At 67.0% G+C, this 19639-nt stretch carries 12 protein-coding genes and 3 rRNA genes; 5 read left to right on the forward strand and 10 right to left on the reverse strand.

Annotated elements, in window-relative coordinates; all coding sequences use genetic code 11:
- Positions 1-2 precede the first annotated feature (2 nt).
- From PSQ21_RS11985 to PSQ21_RS12000, 4 genes are read left to right on the forward strand one after another with little or no spacing between them, the layout of a single operon-like run.
- Positions 3-692 carry a DUF4129 domain-containing protein gene (locus PSQ21_RS11985; protein WP_274030472.1) on the forward strand — a complete coding sequence of 230 codons (690 nt, stop codon included), beginning with the start codon at positions 3-5 and terminating at the stop codon, positions 690-692.
- Positions 689-1945, forward strand: coding sequence for a DUF4350 domain-containing protein (locus PSQ21_RS11990; protein WP_274030473.1), 1257 nt, complete (start codon positions 689-691; stop codon positions 1943-1945). The genes PSQ21_RS11985 and PSQ21_RS11990 overlap by 4 nt, the downstream gene beginning before the upstream one ends.
- The gene (locus tag PSQ21_RS11995; protein ID WP_397991785.1) at positions 1942-2970 is read left to right on the forward strand and encodes an AAA family ATPase; all 1029 of its coding nucleotides are present in this window, start codon (positions 1942-1944) and stop codon (positions 2968-2970) included. The genes PSQ21_RS11990 and PSQ21_RS11995 overlap by 4 nt, the downstream gene beginning before the upstream one ends.
- Positions 2971-2980: 10 nt before the next feature.
- A complete protein-coding gene (locus tag PSQ21_RS12000; protein ID WP_274030474.1) occupies positions 2981-4294 on the forward strand; it encodes a DUF58 domain-containing protein in 1314 nt (437 codons plus the stop codon).
- A 156-nt stretch (positions 4295-4450) separates the two neighbouring features.
- Here PSQ21_RS12000 and rrf read toward each other — a convergent pair.
- The 4 genes from rrf to PSQ21_RS12020 all read right to left on the reverse strand — a co-directional run bounded on the left by rrf (position 4451) and on the right by PSQ21_RS12020 (position 11345).
- A 5S ribosomal RNA gene (gene rrf / locus PSQ21_RS12005) occupies positions 4451-4567 on the reverse strand.
- 78 nt (positions 4568-4645) lie between these two features.
- Positions 4646-7770, reverse strand: a 23S ribosomal RNA gene (locus PSQ21_RS12010).
- 304 nt (positions 7771-8074) lie between these two features.
- Positions 8075-9600 (reverse strand): 16S ribosomal RNA (locus tag PSQ21_RS12015).
- The 16S, 23S and 5S rRNA genes sit together here, the layout of an rRNA operon.
- Positions 9601-10337: 737 nt before the next feature.
- Positions 10338-11345 carry a stage II sporulation protein M gene (locus tag PSQ21_RS12020; RefSeq protein ID WP_274030475.1) on the reverse strand — a complete coding sequence of 336 codons (1008 nt, stop codon included), beginning with the start codon at positions 11343-11345 and terminating at the stop codon, positions 10338-10340.
- Positions 11346-11464: 119 nt separating this feature from the next.
- On the opposite strand from PSQ21_RS12020, the gene PSQ21_RS12025 reads away from it, so the two are divergent.
- On the forward strand, positions 11465-12415 hold the full coding sequence (locus tag PSQ21_RS12025; protein ID WP_274030476.1) for an RDD family protein: 951 nt from the start codon (positions 11465-11467) through the stop codon (positions 12413-12415).
- Here the strand turns inward: PSQ21_RS12025 and PSQ21_RS12030 are convergent.
- From PSQ21_RS12030 to PSQ21_RS12055, 6 genes are all read right to left on the reverse strand, one after another.
- Entirely contained in the window at positions 12412-13080 is a 669-nt protein-coding gene (locus tag PSQ21_RS12030) for a hypothetical protein (protein ID WP_274030477.1), read from the reverse strand. The genes PSQ21_RS12025 and PSQ21_RS12030 overlap by 4 nt on opposite strands.
- A gap of 196 nt (positions 13081-13276) precedes the next feature.
- Positions 13277-14734: an adenosylhomocysteinase gene (gene ahcY / locus PSQ21_RS12035; RefSeq protein WP_274030478.1), complete on the reverse strand. Its 1458-nt coding sequence runs from the start codon at positions 14732-14734 to the stop codon at positions 13277-13279.
- A 453-nt stretch (positions 14735-15187) separates the two neighbouring features.
- The gene (locus tag PSQ21_RS12040; RefSeq protein ID WP_274030479.1) at positions 15188-16138 is read right to left on the reverse strand and encodes a cation diffusion facilitator family transporter; all 951 of its coding nucleotides are present in this window, start codon (positions 16136-16138) and stop codon (positions 15188-15190) included.
- A gap of 87 nt (positions 16139-16225) precedes the next feature.
- Positions 16226-17401: a mannose-6-phosphate isomerase, class I gene (gene manA, locus PSQ21_RS12045; protein ID WP_274030480.1), complete on the reverse strand. Its 1176-nt coding sequence runs from the start codon at positions 17399-17401 to the stop codon at positions 16226-16228.
- A 268-nt stretch (positions 17402-17669) separates the two neighbouring features.
- A complete protein-coding gene (locus tag PSQ21_RS12050) occupies positions 17670-18806 on the reverse strand; it encodes an SIS domain-containing protein (RefSeq protein WP_274030481.1) in 1137 nt (378 codons plus the stop codon).
- 179 nt (positions 18807-18985) lie between these two features.
- Positions 18986-19168 (reverse strand): Trm112 family protein, encoded by a 183-nt coding sequence (locus PSQ21_RS12055; RefSeq protein ID WP_274030482.1) that lies wholly within the window; start codon positions 19166-19168, stop codon positions 18986-18988.
- Positions 19169-19639 lie beyond the last annotated feature (471 nt).

Genomic DNA, 19639 nt, shown 5'->3' on the forward strand with positions numbered 1-19639 from the left:
CGGTGTCGGAGGCGGGGGGCATCACCATCACACGGCGGGACTCGGCATCGGGCGACATACCGGTGGACACTCCACGCCTCCCCGCGCGGGAGGCGGCCGAGAGCGAGCTGTCCAAGCCGATGTACCACGAGAACGACCCGAACTTCCTCCAGCGTGCCCTGAACCAGTTCTGGGACTGGGTCACCGGAGTATTCGACGCCGCCGCGGGTGCCGCCCCCGGCGGCCCTGCCGGACTCGCCGTCCTGATCGTCATCGTCGTCGGCCTTGCCGCCGCCCTCTGGTGGCGGCTCGGCACTCCGCAACGCTCCTCCCGGAGCACGGACGCTCTCTTCGACGGCGCCGGCCCCCGTTGCGCGGCCCAGCACCGCGCCGCCGCCGAAACACACGCCGCGGCTCTGCGCTGGACCGAGGCCGTCCAGGAACGCATGCGAGCCATCGTCCGGTCCCTGGAGGAACGCGCCCTGCTCGACCCCCGCCCCGGCCGCACAGCGGACGAAGCCGCGGCCGAAGCGGGCCGTGCCCTGCCCGAGCACTCCGCCCGGCTGCGCGCCGCCGCCCGGAGCTTCGACGACGTGACATACGGGGGCCGCTCCGCGGACCAGCCGACATACCTGTCCCTGCGCACCCTCGACCTCGAACTCGACGAAGCGAAGCCGCTGCTGCCCGGAACCTCCCGAGGAGCCACCGGATGACCGCGGAGACCACCGCTTCCCCCACCTCGACGGCGCCCACCCCTGGCCAGGTCTGGACCCGTGCCCGAGGCATCCTGGCCGTCGTTCTCATCCTCGTCGTCGCCGGCATCACGTTCGCCGTCGTACGTTCCGGAACGAACCACGGACAGCTCGACCCCCGCTCCGCGGACCCCAAGGGAAGCCGCGCCGTAGCCGAACTCCTCAAGGCACGCGGCATATCCGTCACCGTCGCCACCACTCTCGACGAAGCCACCGCCGCGACCGGCCCCGACACCACGCTCCTCGTCGCCGGCCCCAACCTCCTGACACGGTCGCAGCAGCTCCGACTGGACGCGACCGCCTCCGCCTCCGCCTCCGCAGGACGCACCCTGCTGATCGCCCCCGGGCCGGGAGCCACGGCCCGACTCGCCCCCGGCGTCCGCGCCGAGCCGCACCACGCCGTCCGTGCTCTCGCCCCGTCGTGCGAGCTCCCCGCCGCCCGGTTGGCCGGCACGGCGGACATGGGCGGCACCCGCTACACGACGCAGGACCCCACCGCCGTCACCTGCTACCCGACTGCTGGCCTCCCCAGTCTGATCGTCCTCCCGACCGGTTCGGGCGGCGACACGGTCATCCTCGGCTCCCCCGCCTTTCTCCACAACGAGCGTCTCGACCAGCAGGGCAACGCCTCTCTCGCCCTGCAACTGCTCGGCTCCCGTCCCCATCTCGTCTGGTACCTCCCCTCTCTCGCGGATCCATCCGCCACAACCGACGACGACTCCCCCGGCGGCGGAAACGAAGACCAGTCAGAGGACGGGGCGAGGGACGACGCGGCCGACGAGAGCAGCTTCCTCGACCTCGTCCCCTCCGGCTGGCTGTGGGGAACCCTTCAACTCGCCCTCGCCGCAGTCCTCGCCGCCGTCTGGCGGGCCCGCCGACTCGGCCCTCTGGTGACCGAACAGCTGCCGGTGGCCGTCCGCGCGTCCGAATCGGCCGAAGGCCGCTCCCTCCTCTACCGCAAGGCCAACGCCCGCGACCGGGCCGCCGACGCCCTCCGAGCCGCCACCCGCACACGCATCGCGCCCCTCGCCGGAGTGCCCGTCCGTGATGCGCACACCCCCGCTGTCCTCCTCACCGCCTTGTCCACACGCGTCAACGCACCGGACAACGACCTCACCACGCTGCTCTTCGGTACAGCTCCCTCCACCGACGCCGCCCTGGTCCTCCTCGCCGATCAACTCGACGCCCTCGAAAGAGAGGTACGCACTTCATGAGCGCCCCGACCCCCGAGCCGGCCGAGCCCACGGTGCCCGCAGCGGCCCCCATGGGGCTCACGGAACCGGAGCCGTCCGACAGCGCCCGCGCTTCCTTGGAGGCTCTGCGCTCCGAGATCGCCAAGGCCGTTGTCGGCCAGGACCCCGCCGTCACCGGACTCGTCGTCGCGCTGCTCTGCCGGGGACACGTACTCCTCGAAGGCGTACCCGGCGTGGCCAAGACCCTGCTGGTGCGGGCACTTGCCGCATCACTCGAACTCGACACCAAGCGCGTCCAGTTCACCCCTGACCTGATGCCCAGCGACGTCACGGGTTCGCTGGTCTACGACGCGCGCACCGCGGAGTTCTCCTTCCAGCCCGGGCCCGTCTTCACCAACCTGCTGATCGCGGACGAGATCAACCGCACCCCTCCCAAGACCCAGTCCTCCCTCCTCGAAGCAATGGAGGAACGGCAGGTCACGGTGGACGGAACCCCTCGGCCACTGCCTGACCCCTTCCTCGTCGCAGCGACCCAGAACCCCGTCGAGTACGAAGGCACCTACCCCCTCCCCGAAGCCCAACTGGACCGTTTCCTGCTCAAACTGACAGTTCCGCTTCCCTCGCGGCAGGACGAGATCGATGTCCTCACCCGTCACGCCGACGGCTTCAACCCGCGCGACCTGAAGGCAGCGGGGATACGGCCCGTCGCCGGACCCGCCGATCTGGAAGCGGCACGCGAAGCCGTCGCGAAGACGACCGTCTCCCCCGAGATCGCCGGCTATGTAGTGGATATCTGCCGTGCTACGCGCGATTCCCCGTCGCTCGCCCTCGGCGTCTCCCCCCGAGGCACCACCGCACTGCTGTCGACAGCCCGAGCCTGGGCCTGGCTGACCGGCCGGGACTATGTCATCCCGGACGATGTGAAAGCCCTGGCGCTCCCTACGCTCCGTCATCGCATCCACCTGCGGCCCGAGGCAGAAATGGAGGGAGTCACCCCGGACTCCGTCATCGCCTCAGTGCTCGCCCACGTCCCCGTACCCCGATGAGGCGGTGACCATGGCCCTCACCGGACGAACCGCGCTGCTGGCCGCCCTCGGGTCACTCCCCGTAGGCATCCTCGCTCCCAGCTGGACCGGGATGCTTGCGATCAACGCACCGCTCTCACTGGCAATTCTGTGTGACTACGCCCTGGCCGCGCCAGTGCGCACGCTCCGATTCACTCGATCCGGCGATACATCCGTTCGACTCGGTGACGCGGCCGAAGTGCAACTCACGGTGACCAATACGTCCCGCCGGCGCCTGCGCGCCCAACTGCGGGATGCCTGGCCCCCCAGCAGCTGGACCTCGGGCTCCGAGCTCCGCGCCTCCCGCCACACACTGACGATCCCCGCCGGGGAACGGCGGCGTCTGGTCACCGCGCTACGCCCGACCCGGCGCGGCGAACGGCGGGCAGAACGCATCACCATCCGCTCGTACGGCCCTCTGGGCCTCGCCGCCCGCCAGGGACAGCACCGGGCCCCGTGGACCGTACGGGTCCTGCCACCGTTCACCAGCCGCAAGCATCTGCCTTCCCGGCTCGCCCGCCTCCGGGAACTCGACGGCCGTACCAGCGTTCTGACACGCGGTGACGGCACGGAGTTCGACAGTCTGCGGGCGTACGTGCCCGGGGACGACACCCGCTCCATCGACTGGCGGGCCACCGCACGCCAGTCCGCCGTCGCGGTCCGGACATGGCGCCCCGAGCGTGACCGGCATGTCCTGATCGTCCTCGACACCGGCCGCACGTCAGCGGGCCGGGTGGGTGATGTCCCCCGCCTGGACGCCTCGATGGACGCCACACTCCTTCTCACCGCACTCGCCACCCGGGCGGGCGACCGCGTAAGCCTCCTCGCCTACGACCGCCAGGTCCGAGCCCGGGTCCAGGGCCGGACGGCCACGGGTGAAGTTCTGGCCACCGTCATCAACGCCCTGGCCACGTTGGAACCAGAGCTCATCGAGACGGACGCCCACGGCCTGAGCAACGCCGCCCTCACCCACGCCCCACGCGGTTCGCTGATCGTCCTCCTCACCACGTTGGAGGCCGCCCCCGTCGAGGAGGGCCTCCTCCCGGTGCTCCCACAGCTCACCCAGCGCCACACCGTTCTGCTGGCCGCGGTCTCCGACCCTCGGATCGAGGAAATGGCCAACGCCCGGGGAACTGTGGACTCGGTGTACGACGCGGCAGCCGCCAGCCAGGCCCAGGCCGACCGCCGCCGCACGGCAGACAGACTCCGCCGCCACGGCGTTGTCGTCGTGGACGCCGCTCCGGAGCATGTCGCTCCCGCGCTTGCCGACACGTACTTGGCCCTGAAGGCCGCCGGTCGTCTCTGAGGCGCTTGTGTCAGGCTCCTGCGGGCTGGATGGCATTCTCCTCTGCCGCCTGCCGTGGTCCTACGGTGCAGGAGCCTCTGCCTGTCGGCTCGCCGATTGAGCCTGAAACGCAGGAAAGCCCCGCACCAAATGGTGCGGGGCTTTCCCGGAAAAATTGTTCGGCGGCGTCCTACTCTCCCACAGGGTCCCCCCTGCAGTACCATCGGCGCTGAAAGGCTTAGCTTCCGGGTTCGGAATGTAACCGGGCGTTTCCCTAACGCAATGACCACCGAAACACTATGAAATTAACCAACACCGGAGAAAACACGGCCGTTCGTTATTTCAGAACTAACACAGTGGACGCGAGCAACTGAGGACAAGCCCTCGGCCTATTAGTACCAGTCAGCTCCACCCGTTACCGGGCTTCCACATCTGGCCTATCAACCCAGTCGTCTACTGGGAGCCTTAACCCTTCAAGAGGGTGGGAATACTCATCTCGAAGCAGGCTTCCCGCTTAGATGCTTTCAGCGGTTATCCTTTCCGAACGTAGCCAACCAGCCATGCCCTTGGCAGGACAACTGGCACACCAGAGGTTCGTCCGTCCCGGTCCTCTCGTACTAGGGACAGCCCTTCTCAATATTCCTACGCGCGCAGCGGATAGGGACCGAACTGTCTCACGACGTTCTAAACCCAGCTCGCGTACCGCTTTAATGGGCGAACAGCCCAACCCTTGGGACCGACTCCAGCCCCAGGATGCGACGAGCCGACATCGAGGTGCCAAACCATCCCGTCGATATGGACTCTTGGGGAAGATCAGCCTGTTATCCCCGGGGTACCTTTTATCCGTTGAGCGACAGCGCTTCCACAAGCCACTGCCGGATCACTAGTCCCGACTTTCGTCCCTGCTCGACCCGTCGGTCTCACAGTCAAGCTCCCTTGTGCACTTACACTCAACACCTGATTGCCAACCAGGCTGAGGGAACCTTTGGGCGCCTCCGTTACTCTTTAGGAGGCAACCGCCCCAGTTAAACTACCCATCAGACACTGTCCCTGATCCGGATCACGGACCCAGGTTAGACATCCAGCACGACCAGAGTGGTATTTCAACGACGACTCCACAACCACTGGCGTGGCCGCTTCACAGTCTCCCACCTATCCTACACAAGCCGAACCGAACACCAATATCAAACTATAGTAAAGGTCCCGGGGTCTTTCCGTCCTGCTGCGCGAAACGAGCATCTTTACTCGTAGTGCAATTTCACCGGGCCTATGGTTGAGACAGTCGAGAAGTCGTTACGCCATTCGTGCAGGTCGGAACTTACCCGACAAGGAATTTCGCTACCTTAGGATGGTTATAGTTACCACCGCCGTTTACTGGCGCTTAAGTTCTCAGCTTCGCCGCTCCGAAAAGCAGCTAACCGGTCCCCTTAACGTTCCAGCACCGGGCAGGCGTCAGTCCGTATACATCGCCTTACGGCTTCGCACGGACCTGTGTTTTTAGTAAACAGTCGCTTCTCGCTGGTCTCTGCGGCCACCCCCAGCTCAAGCAGCAAGTGCTATCACCAGTGATGGCCCCCCTTCTCCCGAAGTTACGGGGGCATTTTGCCGAGTTCCTTAACCATAGTTCACCCGAACGCCTCGGTATTCTCTACCTGACCACCTGAGTCGGTTTAGGGTACGGGCCGCCATGAAACTCGCTAGAGGCTTTTCTCGACAGCATAGGATCATCCACTTCACCACAATCGGCTCGGCATCAGGTCTCACCCTTAACGTGTGACGGATTTACCTACCACACGGGCTACACCCTTACCCCGGGACAACCACCGCCCGGGCTGGACTACCTTCCTGCGTCACCCCATCGCTTACCTACTACAAGTCTGGTTCATCGGCTCCACCACTACCCTCAACTCCGAAGAGATCGGGCCGGCTTCACGGACTTAGCATCGCCTGATTCAGTACTGGGCGTTTCAAAGCGGGTACCGGAATATCAACCGGTTGTCCATCGACTACGCCTGTCGGCCTCGCCTTAGGTCCCGACTTACCCTGGGCAGATCAGCTTGACCCAGGAACCCTTAGTCAATCGGCGCACACGTTTCTCACGTGTGTATCGCTACTCATGCCTGCATTCTCACTCGTGAACCGTCCACAACTCGCTTCCGCGGCTGCTTCACCCGGCACACGACGCTCCCCTACCCATCCATACGGGCGTTGACCCTATGTGTATGAATGACACGACTTCGGCGGTACGCTTGAGCCCCGCTACATTGTCGGCGCGGAATCACTTGACCAGTGAGCTATTACGCACTCTTTCAAGGGTGGCTGCTTCTAAGCCAACCTCCTGGTTGTCTCTGCGACTCCACATCCTTTCCCACTTAGCGTACGCTTAGGGGCCTTAGTCGATGCTCTGGGCTGTTTCCCTCTCGACCATGGAGCTTATCCCCCACAGTCTCACTGCCGTGCTCTCACTTACCGGCATTCGGAGTTTGGCTAAGGTCAGTAACCCGGTAGGGCCCATCGCCTATCCAGTGCTCTACCTCCGGCAAGAAACACACGACGCTGCACCTAAATGCATTTCGGGGAGAACCAGCTATCACGGAGTTTGATTGGCCTTTCACCCCTAACCACAGGTCATCCCCCAGGTTTTCAACCCTGGTGGGTTCGGTCCTCCACGAAGTCTTACCTCCGCTTCAACCTGCCCATGGCTAGATCACTCCGCTTCGGGTCTAGAGCGTGCAACTCAAACGCCCTGTTCGGACTCGCTTTCGCTACGGCTTCCCCACACGGGTTAACCTCGCTACACACCGCTAACTCGCAGGCTCATTCTTCAAAAGGCACGCAGTCACGACTGACAGCACAAGTGCTGCCAGCGACGCTCCCACGGCTTGTAGGCACACGGTTTCAGGTACTATTTCACTCCGCTCCCGCGGTACTTTTCACCATTCCCTCACGGTACTATCCGCTATCGGTCACCAGGGAATATTTAGGCTTAGCGGGTGGTCCCGCCAGATTCACACGGGATTTCTCGGGCCCCGTGCTACTTGGGTGTCTCTCAAACGAGCCGTTGATGTTTCAGCTACGGGGGTCTTACCCTCTACGCCGGACCTTTCGCATGTCCTTCGCCTACACCAACGGTTTCTGACTCGTCTCACAGCCGGCAGACTATGAAAGAGAGATCCCACAACCCCGCATGCGCAACCCCTGCCGGGTATCACACGCATACGGTTTGGCCTCATCCAGTTTCGCTCGCCACTACTCCCGGAATCACGGTTGTTTTCTCTTCCTGAGGGTACTGAGATGTTTCACTTCCCCTCGTTCCCTCCACACTGCCTATGTGTTCAGCAGCGGGTGACAGCCCATGACGACTGCCGGGTTTCCCCATTCGGAAACCCCCGGATCAAAGCTTGGTTGACAGCTCCCCGGGGACTATCGTGGCCTCCCACGTCCTTCATCGGTTCCTGGTGCCAAGGCATCCACCGTGCGCCCTTAAAAACTTGGCCACAGATGCTCGCGTCCACTGTGCAGTTCTCAAACAACGACCAGCCACCCATCACCCCACCCAAACAGGGCGAGTTCACTGGGGCCGGCAACCGAAGGCAGCCTTTACGGCCATACCCTCAGACACCCAACAACGTGCCCGGCACAACCGATCTCTCACCACGTTCCACGCCCCGAAGAGCAGTACTAGCTGTGATCAACCTGTCGTGCCGAATAGTCAACGTTCCACCCATGAGCAACCAGCACCGAACATTCGCCGGTGTACTGGCCTCTGACCAAGCGGACTTGGTAAGAAGTGCTCCTTAGAAAGGAGGTGATCCAGCCGCACCTTCCGGTACGGCTACCTTGTTACGACTTCGTCCCAATCGCCAGTCCCACCTTCGACAGCTCCCTCCCACAAGGGGTTGGGCCACCGGCTTCGGGTGTTACCGACTTTCGTGACGTGACGGGCGGTGTGTACAAGGCCCGGGAACGTATTCACCGCAGCAATGCTGATCTGCGATTACTAGCAACTCCGACTTCATGGGGTCGAGTTGCAGACCCCAATCCGAACTGAGACCGGCTTTTTGAGATTCGCTCCGCCTCGCGGCATCGCAGCTCATTGTACCGGCCATTGTAGCACGTGTGCAGCCCAAGACATAAGGGGCATGATGACTTGACGTCGTCCCCACCTTCCTCCGAGTTGACCCCGGCAGTCTCCTGTGAGTCCCCATCACCCCGAAGGGCATGCTGGCAACACAGAACAAGGGTTGCGCTCGTTGCGGGACTTAACCCAACATCTCACGACACGAGCTGACGACAGCCATGCACCACCTGTATACCGACCACAAGGGGGGCACCATCTCTGATGCTTTCCGGTATATGTCAAGCCTTGGTAAGGTTCTTCGCGTTGCGTCGAATTAAGCCACATGCTCCGCTGCTTGTGCGGGCCCCCGTCAATTCCTTTGAGTTTTAGCCTTGCGGCCGTACTCCCCAGGCGGGGAACTTAATGCGTTAGCTGCGGCACCGACGACGTGGAATGTCGCCAACACCTAGTTCCCAACGTTTACGGCGTGGACTACCAGGGTATCTAATCCTGTTCGCTCCCCACGCTTTCGCTCCTCAGCGTCAGTAATGGCCCAGAGATCCGCCTTCGCCACCGGTGTTCCTCCTGATATCTGCGCATTTCACCGCTACACCAGGAATTCCGATCTCCCCTACCACACTCTAGCTAGCCCGTATCGAATGCAGACCCGGGGTTAAGCCCCGGGCTTTCACATCCGACGTGACAAGCCGCCTACGAGCTCTTTACGCCCAATAATTCCGGACAACGCTTGCGCCCTACGTATTACCGCGGCTGCTGGCACGTAGTTAGCCGGCGCTTCTTCTGCAGGTACCGTCACTTTCGCTTCTTCCCTGCTGAAAGAGGTTTACAACCCGAAGGCCGTCATCCCTCACGCGGCGTCGCTGCATCAGGCTTTCGCCCATTGTGCAATATTCCCCACTGCTGCCTCCCGTAGGAGTCTGGGCCGTGTCTCAGTCCCAGTGTGGCCGGTCGCCCTCTCAGGCCGGCTACCCGTCGTCGCCTTGGTAGGCCATTACCCCACCAACAAGCTGATAGGCCGCGGGCTCATCCTTCACCGCCGGAGCTTTTAACCCCGTCCCATGCGGGACAGAGTGTTATCCGGTATTAGACCCCGTTTCCAGGGCTTGTCCCAGAGTGAAGGGCAGATTGCCCACGTGTTACTCACCCGTTCGCCACTAATCCACCCCGAAGGGCTTCATCGTTCGACTTGCATGTGTTAAGCACGCCGCCAGCGTTCGTCCTGAGCCAGGATCAAACTCTCCGTGAATGTTTACCCGTAATCGGGTGCACACATCACGAGAGCGGAACAACCGGTCGGAATAAGACCCATTGTTCTCAGCGTCCTCGCTGTGTTCTTGCCTGCCGCCACCCACAAACGGGGTGGAACGACAGGACTTTCAAAGGAACCACCAACCTGCCGTAGCAGGCCGGGGTATCAACATATCTGGCGTTGACTTTTGGCACGCTGTTGAGTTCTCAAGGAACGGACGCTTCCTTCGGTCCCGTATCACCGGGGCCCTCCGGGCGCTTCCCTTCGTTTACTGCTTTGTCTTGCTGTCTTGCGTTTCCGACTCTATCAGACTCTTTCGTGTCCGATTCCCGGTCGAAGCGGGCCCTGCGTTTCGCATCTCGCCTTCCGGTTCTTCGCTTTCGCGTTTTCCCTTTCGGCGAGTCCGACTTTACCAGACTCTTTTTCGTTCCGTTTCCGGTCCGAATTCGATTTCCGGTGGCCTGTCGAGCGGCCTTACCTTTCGGCGGATCCGACTTTACCAGAAACTCACGGAGTTAAACGAACGACCCGGTGAGTCCGAGAAAGGAGAATCATTTGGCCCGGCGGAGTTAACAGGCACTCCTGCACGAGCGAGATAGATATTATGCGCTCAACCCGAACCTGTCCAGTCCGAGGCAACCGTTCAAATCTACCTCCACACATCTGCCGTGTCAACGGTTTTTGTGGGCGAGGAGGACACTAGCAGGTCAGCGGTGGTGAAAGCACATCGGCGATCAGGCTGCGGTGGGAAGTTCGGCGCTGCGTTCGACCACGGGGAGGTCGCCTGTGTCGCCGGCGCGGGCCGCGCGGCCTCCCAGGAGGTAGACGTACGCGAGAAAGGCCAGCTCAGCGGCGATGCCGATCGTGATCCGGGCCCAGGTCGGAAGACCGGACGGGGTCACGAAGCCCTCGATGAGTCCGGAGACGAACAGGACCAGGGCCAGACCGATTGCCATACCCAGAGCGGCGCGGCCCTGCTGAGCCAGGGCGCTGCGGCGTGACAGGGGACCCGGATCGATCACTGTCCAGCCGAGGCGTAGCCCTGTGCCGGCGGCGACGAACACCGCGGTCAGTTCGAGCAGACCGTGAGGGAGCACCAGGCCGAGGAAGACGTCGAGGCGGCCCACGGAGGACATGAGACCTATGCCGACGCCGAGGTTGAGCATGTTGAGGAAGAGGATCCAGATCACCGGTATGCAGAGGAACGCCCCCAGGACCAGGCACAGGGCTGCGGCCTGAGCATTGTTCGTCCATACCTGTGCGGCGAACGACGCCGCCGGATGGCTGGAGTAGTAGGTCTCGTACTCCCCGCCCGGCCGGGTCATCGCCCGGAGGTCTTCCGGTGCGGCGATCGCGGCCTGTACCTCGGGGTGCGTACCGATCCACCAGCCCAGCAGTGCGGCCAGCGCTGTCGAGAGGACCGCGGTGGGAATCCACCAGTGGCGCGACCGGTAGACGGCCGCGGGGAATCCGGCGGTGAGGAAGCGGGCCGCGTCCCGCCAGGAGGCCTTGCGGGTGCCGGTCACCGTCGACCGGGCGCGAGCCACGAGCTGGGTGAGACGTCCGGTGAGGAGCGGGTCCGGGCTGCTCGACTGGACCAGCGAGAGGTGGGTCGCCGTGCGCTGGTAGAGGACGACGAGTTCGTCCGCTTCCGCGCCCGTGAGGCGGCGCCCCCGGCGCAGGAGGTGTTCGAGGCGGTCCCACTCCGTACGGTGGGCGGTGACGAAGACATCGAGGTCCATGGGCGTCTGTTGCTCCAGGCGAGGGTGGGTACGTGGCCCTACTACTGCGGCGCGCTGGCGGTCAGCTTGGCAGACTGTGCCCGGCTGGGGCAGAGAAGGTCGGCGAAGGGTGGGGCCCGATGAGTGAGCTGGTGACCGGGGACGCGGTCGTTCTGGGGCTGAGGCCCGCGCGGCTGCCGAGCCGGGCTCTGGCCTCGACGATCGATCTGGCGGTGACGCTCGTCGTGTTCATCCTGGTATCGGTCGTTCTGGGCATCGCTTCCGTCTCGTTGGACGAGGCTGCGGTCGCGGCGATCGGAGTCGCCTCTTTCCTGCTGGTCCTGATCGGTGGGCCGGTCGCGGTGGAGACGCTGAGTCATGGCCGGTCACTGGGAAAGCTGGCCTGCGGGCTGCGGGTGGTGCGGGACGACGGGGGGCCGATCCGGTTCCGGCACGCGCTCGTGCGGGGGGCGATGGGGCTCGTCGAGATCCTCATGACCTTCGGCGCCCTGGCCTCGATCGCCTCCCTGGTTTCGGCACGGGGCCGCCGGATCGGTGACGTGTTCGCCGGGACGCTGGTGATCCGGGAACGGGTCGCGGCCACGGGCCGGTCCGTCTCCGTGCCGCCTCCTCCGCCCTGGCTGGTCGGCCGGTTCGCGCAGCTGGATCTGTCGGCCGTACCCGACGAACTCTGGCTCGCGATACGGCAGTACCTGACGCGGATGCAGCAGCTGGACCCCGGCGTGGGTGCTTCGATCGCGGAACGGCTGGCCGGTGAAGTGGCCGCACGGACAGGGGCCGCAGCGCCCCAGGGTGTTCCCGCGGCCGCGTTCCTGGCTGCGGTGGTTCATGAGCGGCAGTCACGGGATGCGCGGCGCGTGTTCGCCGGGCCCCGGGGTGAGGGGCCCGTACCGTCCGGGTCTGCCCGGACTGGTGGGCCTGGCTGGTCTGGTGGGCCTGGCTCGTCTGGTGGGCTTGGCGGGGCCGGTGGGTCTCGTGAGGTCGGCGCCGGGGCGGGGGGCGATGGCGGCGGTGCTCACGGGCAGCGGCGCGGGAGTGTCTCCTCGGGCGGATTCGCCCCGCCCGGCTAGGCGGTGTCCGGCCCTGGTCCGGGTGTCAGGTCCTGGTCGGCCGGGGTGGCGGGGGCGCGGGGTGACGGGGGCGTCTCCAGGTGTTCGAGCTCGATGCCGGGTGCCGCGAGGACCACGTCACCGGCGAGGTGGATGGTGTGCTGTTCCCCGGTGTCCAGGGCGCTGACCTGGTATTCGTCCACGACCAGGGGGCCGTTGTCAGTGGTGTGCGCTTCACTGTTCACCAGGGCCCAGGACTGGTCGACGGTCCTGGGTGCGAGAACCGGGTCCGTGAAGGTGACCACGCGGACGCGGGTCGTGGGGGAAGCGGGGGTGAGGCGCAGGAGGCGGGTCATGGCGATGAGGAACGCGGGAGATGTGCCGGCGAAGGTGTGGGCGCGGACGTTGCCTTCGGTGGCGTGGCTGCCGGTCGGGTCGGTCCGGACCCAGGTGACCCCTTCCAGGGCTGCTCCTCGGACCTGCCAGCTCGCGGCATGCAGTTCGAGGCGGATGGGCCTGCCCAGCTCGTCCAGGGCGAGGTCGACGGAGCCGAGGTGGTCTCCGGAGGGGGATGTGGTCTGGGAGACGTAGCGCCAGCCGGAGGGGCCTGGGGCGCAGTGGAAGTGTTCTTCGCCGAGGGGGGTGTGATCGTGAAGGTCGTGGAGCGAATACCTGCCGCGGGGCATGGGGTCCTTCGGGTTCCTCGGGCTGTGCGGGAGCGGTAGCGGGAGCAGGCCCCCGCCACGGGGGTGCGGGGGCCTGCTCTCATATCGGCTGGTGCTACTGAGGGTCTGACACCGCTCGGTGTCCGGGAGGCCGTCCTCCCGGACACCGAGGGTGGATCAGGGTCCGCGGAGGGGTCAGTGGCGGTTCAGTAGCGGATCAGTAGCGGTAGTGGTCGGGCTTGTACGGGCCCTCTACCTGGACACCGATGTACGCCGCCTGCTCGGGGCGCAGCGTCGTGAGCCTGACACCCAGGGCGTCGAGGTGGAGCCGGGCGACCTTCTCGTCCAGGTGCTTGGGCAGCACGTACACGTCGGTCGGGTACTCCTCGGGCTTCGTGAACAGCTCGATCTGCGCGAGGGTCTGGTCCGCGAAGCTGTTGGACATCACGAAGGAGGGGTGCCCGGTCGCGTTGCCCAGGTTGAGGAGACGGCCTTCGGACAGGACGATGAGGACCTTGCCGTCGGGGAACGTCCAGGTGTGGACCTGGGGCTTGACCTCGTCCTTGACGATGCCGTCGATCTTCGCGAGGCCGGCCATGTCGATCTCGTTGTCGAAGTGGCCGATGTTCCCGACGATCGCCTGGTGCTTCATCCGGGCCATGTCCTTGGCCATGATGATGTCCTTGTTGCCCGTCGTGGTGACGAAGATGTCCGCCTGCTCCACGACGTCGTCCAGCGTGGTCACCTGGTAGCCGTCCATCGCCGCCTGCAGCGCGCAGATCGGGTCGATCTCCGTGATGATCACCCGGGCGCCCTGGCCGCGCAGGGACTCCGCGCAGCCCTTGCCCACGTCGCCGTAGCCAAGGACGACGGCGGTCTTGCCGCCGATCAGGACGTCGGTGGCGCGGTTGATGCCGTCGATGAGCGAGTGGCGGCAGCCGTACTTGTTGTCGAACTTCGACTTGGTCACCGCGTCGTTCACGTTGATCGCGGGGAACAGGAGGGAACCGTCACGGTGCATCTCGTACAGGCGGTGCACACCGGTCGTCGTCTCCTCGGTGACACCGCGGATCTCGGACGCGAGCTGGGTCCACTTCTGCGGGGCCTCGCCGAGCGTGCGGTTCAGCAGGGTGAGGATGTGGGCGAACTCCTCGCTGTCCGCGGTCGACGGGTCCGGGGCGGCGCCGACCTTCTCGAACTCGACGCCCTTGTGGACGAGGAGGGTGGCGTCGCCACCGTCGTCCAGGATCATGTTCGGGCCGCCGGTGGGGGTGTTCGGCCAGGTCAGCGCCTGCTCCGTGCACCACCAGTACTCCTCCAGCGTCTCGCCCTTCCAGGCGAAGACCGGGACGCCCGCGGGGGCTTCCGGAGTGCCGTTCGGGCCGACCGCGATGGCCGCGGCGGCGTGGTCCTGGGTGGAGAAGATGTTGCAGGAGGCCCAGCGGACCTCGGCGCCGAGGGCGACGAGGGTCTCGATGAGCACGGCGGTCTGCACGGTCATGTGCAGCGAGCCGGTGATCCGGGCGCCGGCCAGCGGCTGAGCGGCGGCGAACTCCTTGCGGATCGACATCAGGCCGGGCATCTCGTGCTCGGCGAGCGTGATCTCCTTGCGCCCGAAAGCGGCGAGGGAGAGGTCGGCGACCTTGAAGTCCTGGCGGTTGGTGGCCGTCGTCATAACGGGCTGCTCCTCGTGATGGGTCGAGGGTGGGCTGTCTGGGCTGACTCTGCGGCACGGCGGGCACACGAATGCCCGGGGGTTCGCAGTGCAGTCCGTCGGAGGCCCTCTGTCCCTCGCCCGGCTCGCTCCCGCCAGCCGGTCGACCGCCATCAGCAGCGACGTCTGTTATCCGTATCCGAATCTACACCGAACGGCCCAGTGAGCCCCAGCCCGTCTGGGGAGAGAGGCATGTGTGAGAGGTCACCGGGCCGATCGGGGCTGGTGTGCGGTGGGTCAGTGGCCTGAATCCTTCGAGGCCGGGCCCGCACCGGGGTCACCATCCGGGCTCTCGCCCGTATCGGTGTCCGTTTCCGTGGTGGAGACCCTTCCGGCGGTGGGGCCCCTTCTGGCGGTGGAAGCCGTTCCGGTGGTGGAAGCCGTTCCGGTGGTGGTGGTGGTGGTGCTCGGGGGTCAGGTCGCCCGGCCCGGGTCGGTTGCGGTCGCTGCGGCCTCCGCGTTGTAGATGTCCGGCTCCAGGTAGATGACCCGGGCGATCGGGCACGCCGCGCGGATGCGGTTCTCGGCGGCGTTGATGGCGTCGGCGACCTCGCTCGCGGTCTCGTCGTGCCGGACCGCGATCTTGGCGGCGACCAGCAGTTCCTCGGGACCGAGGTGGAGGGTGCGCATGTGGATGATGCGCGTGACGGTGTCGCCGTCCACCACGGCCGCCTTGATCTTCTCGACGTCCTCGATGCCGGCGGACTCACCGAGCAGGAGCGACTTCGTCTCGACGGCGAGGACGATCGCGATGAGGATCAGCAGGATGCCGATGCAGAGGGTACCGATGCCGTCCCAGACGCCGTTGCCGGTGCCGAGGGCGAGGCCGACGCCCGCGAGCGCCAGGATCAGGCCGACGAGCGCGCCGAGGTCCTCCAGGAGAACGACCGGGAGTTCGGGCGCCTTGGAGCGGCGGACGAATTCGGTCCAGGAGCGGTCGCCGCGCGTCTGGTTGGACTCACGGATCGCCGTACGGAAGGAGAAGATCTCGGCGATGATCGCGAAGACCAGGACCCCGACCGGCCAGTACCAGGCCTCGATCTCGTGCGGGTGCTTGATCTTCTCGTAGCCCTCGTAGACCGCGAACATGCCACCGACCGAGAAGAGGACGATGGAGACGAGGAAGGCGTAGATGTAGCGCTCGCGCCCGTAGCCGAAGGGGTGCTGAGGAGTGGCTTCGCGCTTCGCCTTCTTGCCGCCGAGCAGCAGGAGTCCCTGGTTGCCCGAGTCGGCGAGTGAGTGGACGCTCTCCGCGAGCATCGACGACGAACCACTGAAGAGGAACGCTACGAATTTGGCCACGGCGATCGAGAGGTTGGCGACGAGTGCCGCCACGATCGCCTTGGTTCCGCCTGACGCGCTCATGAGTGCGTGGTGTCCCTTCGTCGGTGCGCGGCATGCGCCGCCGCGGTGAGGCGGCACATTGTTGCAGCCGTCGGGACGGCTCGTGGGTCAGGCGGCCACAGTGGCCCGGAAGAGTGTCCCCGGTCCCGCTGCCTCGACGGTCTCGCCGGCCGGAACGTACGCGGACTCCCCCGGCCCGAGAGTGAGTTCGCCGACGGTGACCGAGCCGGCCGTGCAGAGCAGGATCTGGGGCGTGGTGGCGGTCAGTTCGGTGGGGGCCGCCCCCGAGGCGAGCGTGTAGCGGGAGAGGGCGAACTCGTCGACGGGGGTCTCGTAGCGCTCCTCTCCCGACGGGGCCGCTTCCGGGCGCAGTACGCCGGGGTCGGTGGCCTCGAACCGGACGATCCGCAGGAGTTCGGGAACGTCGATGTGCTTAGGGGTCAGGCCGCAGCGCAGCACGTTGTCCGAGTTGGCCATGATCTCGACGCCGAGGCCGTCGAGGTAGGCGTGCGGGACGCCCGCGCCGAGGAACAGGGCTTCTCCGGGCTGGAGACGCACGTGGTTCAGCAGCATCGCGGCCAGGACCCCGGGGTCGCCGGGGAAGTGGTGGGCGATACGGGCGTACGGGGCGTGGGCGCCGCCGAGACGCTCGGCGGCGGCCGCCGCGTCCGCCACGGTCTCGGCCATCTCCGCCGGTTCCGCGCCGAGGATCGCCGTGAGCACCTCGCGGAGGGCCGCCTCCTCGGGGTGGGCACGGAGGAGGTCCACGTACGGCTTGAGGGAGTCGACTCCCAGCGCCTCCATCGCGTCGGCCGCTTCGGCGGGCCTGCGGAAGCCGCACAGGCCGTCGAAGGGGGTGAGGGCGCAGATGAGTTCGGGCTTGTGGTTCGCGTCCTTGTACGTACGGTGCGGGGCGTCGATCGGGACGCCCCGGGCTTCCTCGTCGGCGTAGCCCTCGCGGGCCTGCTCCAGGTTCGGGTGGACCTGGACGGAGAGGGGGGCACCGGCGGCGAGGAGCTTCAGGAGGAAGGGGAGGCGGGGGCCGAACCGGGCGACGGTCTGCGCGCCGAGCTCGCCTTCCGGGTCGGCGTCGATGGCCTCGGTGAGGGCCAGTTCGATCTCGCCGGACGCAGTGGTACGGGTGATACGCGAGGGCGCTCCGGGGTGGGCTCCCATCCACATCTCGGCCTGCGGTTCGCCGGTGGGCGCGATGCCGAGCAGGGCGGGGATGGCCGTTGTGGACCCCCAGGCGTAGGGGCGCACGGTGTTGGACAGCCGGTCCATGGAGTCGTCCTCGGGTGGGGCGGATCGGGTGGGGTGGGGCGGGGCGGAGCGGGGCGGGGCGGGGTGAGTGTGGCACCAGGGGTATCAGCGTTACGTGAGGTCCTGGCGTCGTGCGGGTGGCCGGGGGGTGACGCGGTCGGTGGGGGGTGCTCTGTCTGCTCCGTGTGTTGCATGTACTGCGTGTGGTGCGCAGTCTCCGCGTGTTCCTGGGGGTGCTTCCCCGGGTGTTTCCCGGGGCGCGGTCCTGTGCGGTGTTCGGGTGCTTCTGTCAGGGCTGGGGGGTCGAGGCCAGTGACAGGTAGACCGCTGCGAAGTCGGTGATCGCGAGCAGTTCGGCCACGGCCTCCAGCTCGCCGCCATCCTCCGGTTCCAGCTCGCTCACGGGGGTGTCGTGGCCCAGTGCCAGCTCCCGGGCCGCCGGGTAAGCGCTGAGGCCGCCCGTCGGGCGGTCCCGGAGCAGGACGACCCGGGCCCTCAGCGTCTCGCCCTCGTCGACCCGGTCGCGGAAGAAGTCGTCGGGGTCCGCTCCTGCCGCGAAGTCCCCGGCGAGGAGCGTGCCGTGCGAGGGCAGTGCCTCGGGCAGTTCCGCGGCGAGGGCGGGGCGGCCTGCGAGTTCGGACAGGACGGCGGCGAAGCGGCGTCCCACCGGTCCTGCGGCGTCGCCCTCCGTCCAGAGCAGCGGCAGGCTGTCGGCGAGCTCGGCGGCGAGTGTCTTGGCCGGGTTGCTGTACGTGGCGATGGCCGGGCCGCAGCGTGCCGCGGTGCGGTCCAGGCGGTCCGCCACCTTCTGCAGGTCCTCCGGAGGCGCGGTCACCAGGCCGACCCGGTCCAGGAGCGCCAGCAGAGGGGTGAGCAGGGCCCACAACGTGCCGGGGCCGGCGGCGGAGGTCTCCGCGTCGTACTCGCCGTACGGGGCGGCGGCCATCGGGACGACCAGGCCGTGCACCCCGTCGACCGCCTCGCGCAGCGGGGAGCGGGTGGGGGCGACGGCGACAACGGTGCAGCCGCGACGGTAGGCCTGCTCGGCGAGCAGGGCCAGGCCCGGTTCGGAACCGTCGGCGGTCGCGATGAGGAGCAGGTCCACGGATCCGGCCCAGCCGGGCAGGGCCCAGCGAAGGGCGCCGGGGGCGGGGGCGACGCCCGTGGGGTTCATGCGTACGACGGGGGCGCCCGCGCCCGCCAGCGCGCCGACCAGGTCGGCGACCCCGGAGGCGGCGGTGCCGGGGCCCGCCACGAGAACGGCTCGGGGCCGGCCCTCCGGGTTCAGACCACCGATGCCTGCCTCGGCGGCGTACCGGGCGGCGGTCCGGACCCGGGCGCCTGCCTCGGCGGCACCGCGCAGCAGATCGCGGCGGTCGGCTCGGGTCAGGGCTTCCGGGTCATCGAGCAGGGACTCGTCGAGCATGGCGGTGGGCCTCCGATCACCGGGTGGGGTGCGGGCTGCGGATACGGGCACGGACGCGGCGGCGTGGCCGCCGGGGCCGGCTCGGTGCCGAACGGTGGCCCCGCCTCTGGTCGGGCCCGGCCGTCGTGCGCTGCCGGGGCCGTCCCGCGTCGTCCTGCCCGTACGCGTGTCGCTCGCGGTCAGGCGGGGCGGCGCGCCTCGTCCACGAGAAGGACCGGGATGCCGTCCCGGACCGGGTACGCCAGGCCGCAGGCGTCGCCCGTGCAGACCAGCTCAGGGCTGTCGGCCGCCGAACGGTCGTCGAGCGGGGCGTGGCAGGCCGGGCAGGCCAGGATCTCCAGGAGGCCGGCTTCGAGCGCCATGGGATGAGTCCCTTCGAGCATGCGAGTTCCGATCCGCGTGGATCAGGCGTCGTCAGCCTACCGCTGGGGTGGAGGGGGCGCGGCCTGGCCGGGGGATGAAACGGGGAATGGGGGGGTGGGGGGTGGGGCCCCGTGGTGACCGCCGGGCGGTGCAGGCGGCGTCCGGTCCGGGCGCCGTCCGGTGCGGGCGCCGTCCGGTGCGGGCGCCGACTGGTGCGGGTGCCGTCCGGTGCGCGGGCGCGGGTGGGGCGGGCGGGCGCGGGCACGGGCGGCGACACGGGCGCGTGTAGCGGGGGTGGCGCGTGTGGGCGCCTGCGGCGGGCCTCTCCCCGCCCCGCCCCTTCCCGTAACCGGGGCTCCGCCCCGGGCCCCGCTCCTCAAACGCCGGAGCGGCTGAAAGGAGCGGGGCGGGGAAGCGAACGCCGCTGAACACCGGAGGTCGCCCAGGACCCCGACCTCGACCGCGCTCGG

It is taken from the genome of Streptomyces sp. MMBL 11-1 (assembly GCF_028622875.1).
Lineage (GTDB): Bacteria > Actinomycetota > Actinomycetes > Streptomycetales > Streptomycetaceae > Streptomyces.